Origin of the sequence: Inquilinus limosus MP06 (assembly GCF_000767795.1) — a bacterium.
Taxonomy (GTDB): Bacteria; Pseudomonadota; Alphaproteobacteria; order DSM-16000; family Inquilinaceae; genus Inquilinus; species Inquilinus limosus_E.
In genome coordinates, this window is sequence record NZ_JANX01000856.1 from 1 (window position 1) to 1,863 (window position 1,863).

Genomic DNA, 1,863 nt, shown 5'->3' on the forward strand with positions numbered 1-1,863 from the left:
GCGACGCCGGCCATGGCCGCTGGGCCGGCCGGCGGCTGGAGGAGGTCCAGGCTGCGGAGCCGGAAGGCGTCATCGCCTGGCTGGCCGATCCCGATGCCGCCCCGCATGGCGGCGAGGCGCTGTCGGACCTGCTGCGTCGGGCCGCCGTCTGGCTCGATGCTCGGGCCGGCGATGGCGGCCATGGCGTCGCCGTCACCCATGCCGCGGTGATCCGGGGCGCGCTCCTGCATGTGCTGGAGGCGCCGGCCTCTTCCTTCTGGCGCATCGACATCGCGCCGCTCGGCGTCACCGAGCTGAGCCATGACGGCCGGCGCTGGGCCTGGCGCGCCTCAGGGCTGCCCTTCGCCGGCTGAAGGCCGCGGGGGCTTGTCCCGCCGCGGGCGCGATCTCACTTTGGAGAGCACATCGCGCTTGCGGCCGCGCCCGGCCGCCGGAGACATCCCATGGCCCTGAAGATCGATCCCTGGACCTTTCCCGCCCCGGAGCTGGATGCCGAAGAGCAGGGCCGCCGCTCGATCGTGCTCGGCGGCGGCTGCTTCTGGTGCACCGAGGCGGTGTACAGCCAGCTCGAGGGCGTGCTGTCGGTGCGGCCGGGCTATGCCGGCGGCACGAAAGAGACGGCGGATTACCGCACCGTCTGCACCGGCACCACCGACCATGTCGAGGTGATCGAGGTCGCCTATGACGCCGGCCGGATCAGCCTGGGCCAGATCCTGAAGCTGTTCTTCTCGATCGCGCACGACCCGACCCAGAAGGATCGCCAGGGCAACGATGTCGGCCGGCAATACCGCTCGGCGATCTTTTATGCCGACGAGCAGCAGAAGCGGGTGGCCGAGGCCTATATCGCCCAGATCGAGCGGGCGCGCCTGTTCGACGCGCCGGTGGTGACCGAGGTGGTGCCGCTCGAGGCCTTCTACGAGGCCGAGGCGTACCATCACGACTACGCCGCCCGGAATCCGAACCAGCCCTATATCCGCGCGGTCTCGACCCCGAAGGTCGAGAAGCTGAAGGCGGTGCATGGCGACATGCTGAAGGCGTCGGCCAAGGCGGGCTGACAGCCCGGACCACCGGAATCGTCATTGCGAGCGCAGCGAAGCAATCCAGGGGCCAGTGCGAACCGGCCCCTGGATTGCTTCGTCGGCTTCGCCTCCTCGCAATGACGGTCCTGTTCCTTGGAAAAGAGCCAAATCGCAGGTTTGACAGTCTCACACCCCGCAGCGCGGGCACAGGTCGCGCAGCGGGCAGCCGCCGCAGGCCGGGGCGTGGGCGGTGCAGACGGTCTGGCCCAGCAGCTTCATCAGCCGGTGGAGCTCCGCCAAGTCATCGGCGTCCCACGCCTCCGGCAGCTGGCGCATGAACAGCTCGTGGCCGGCGTCGAAATCGGCATCGACGGGCAGCAGCCCCAGCCGGCCGCCGAGCCGCAGCAGATGTCGGTCGACAACCAGAGCGCGCTTGCGCAGCGTGCTGAAGTTCAGCACCGCGGCGGCGATCTTCGACCCGACGCCGGGCAGGCGGCGCAGCCATTGCATCGCCGCCTCCTCGTCCAGATCCGCCAGGTGGTCGAGGGACAGGCGGCCGGCGCAGGCGACGATCATGCGCAGGGCCTGCGGCAGCTGCCCGGCCTTTGCATCCGCCAGGTTCACCGGCCAGATGACGCGCAACACGGCGCGCGGCGACTCTTCGCACAGCCAGTCCCAGGACGGGTATTGCCGGCGCAGCTCCCGGAACACGCGCAGCGACACCTCGTCCCGGGTCTTGGATCCCAGCATGCTGCGGACCAGCTGGCTGACCGGGTCGCGGCGGCGGGCGTCTCGCCGCGGCCCGAGCCGGGCCAGCAGCCGGTCGCGGATGCGGGGCAGGGGC

The 1,863-nt window shown here is 70.7% G+C and carries 3 protein-coding genes; 2 read left to right on the top strand and 1 reads right to left on the bottom strand.

Annotation, left to right across the window (positions count from 1 at the left end; genetic code table 11):
- Both P409_RS33225 and msrA read left to right on the top strand, forming a co-directional pair.
- Positions 1-353 (top strand): histidine phosphatase family protein (locus tag P409_RS33225; protein WP_034848748.1); only part of this gene is annotated, 353 nt, incomplete at its 5' end.
- A 90-nt stretch (positions 354-443) separates the two neighbouring features.
- The gene (gene msrA / locus P409_RS33230; protein WP_034848750.1) at positions 444-1,055 is read left to right on the top strand and encodes a peptide-methionine (S)-S-oxide reductase MsrA; all 612 of its coding nucleotides are present in this window, start codon (positions 444-446) and stop codon (positions 1,053-1,055) included.
- 150 nt (positions 1,056-1,205) lie between these two features.
- Here the strand turns inward: msrA and P409_RS39665 are convergent.
- The coding region (locus P409_RS39665) for an endonuclease III domain-containing protein (RefSeq protein WP_034848752.1) at positions 1,206-1,863 on the bottom strand (658 nt) is incomplete at its 5' end.

Coding starts and splice junctions, on each gene's coding strand:
- msrA (WP_034848750.1), top strand. CDS start 444: ATGGCCCTGAAGATCGATCCCTGGACCTTTCCCGCCCCGGAGCTGGAT.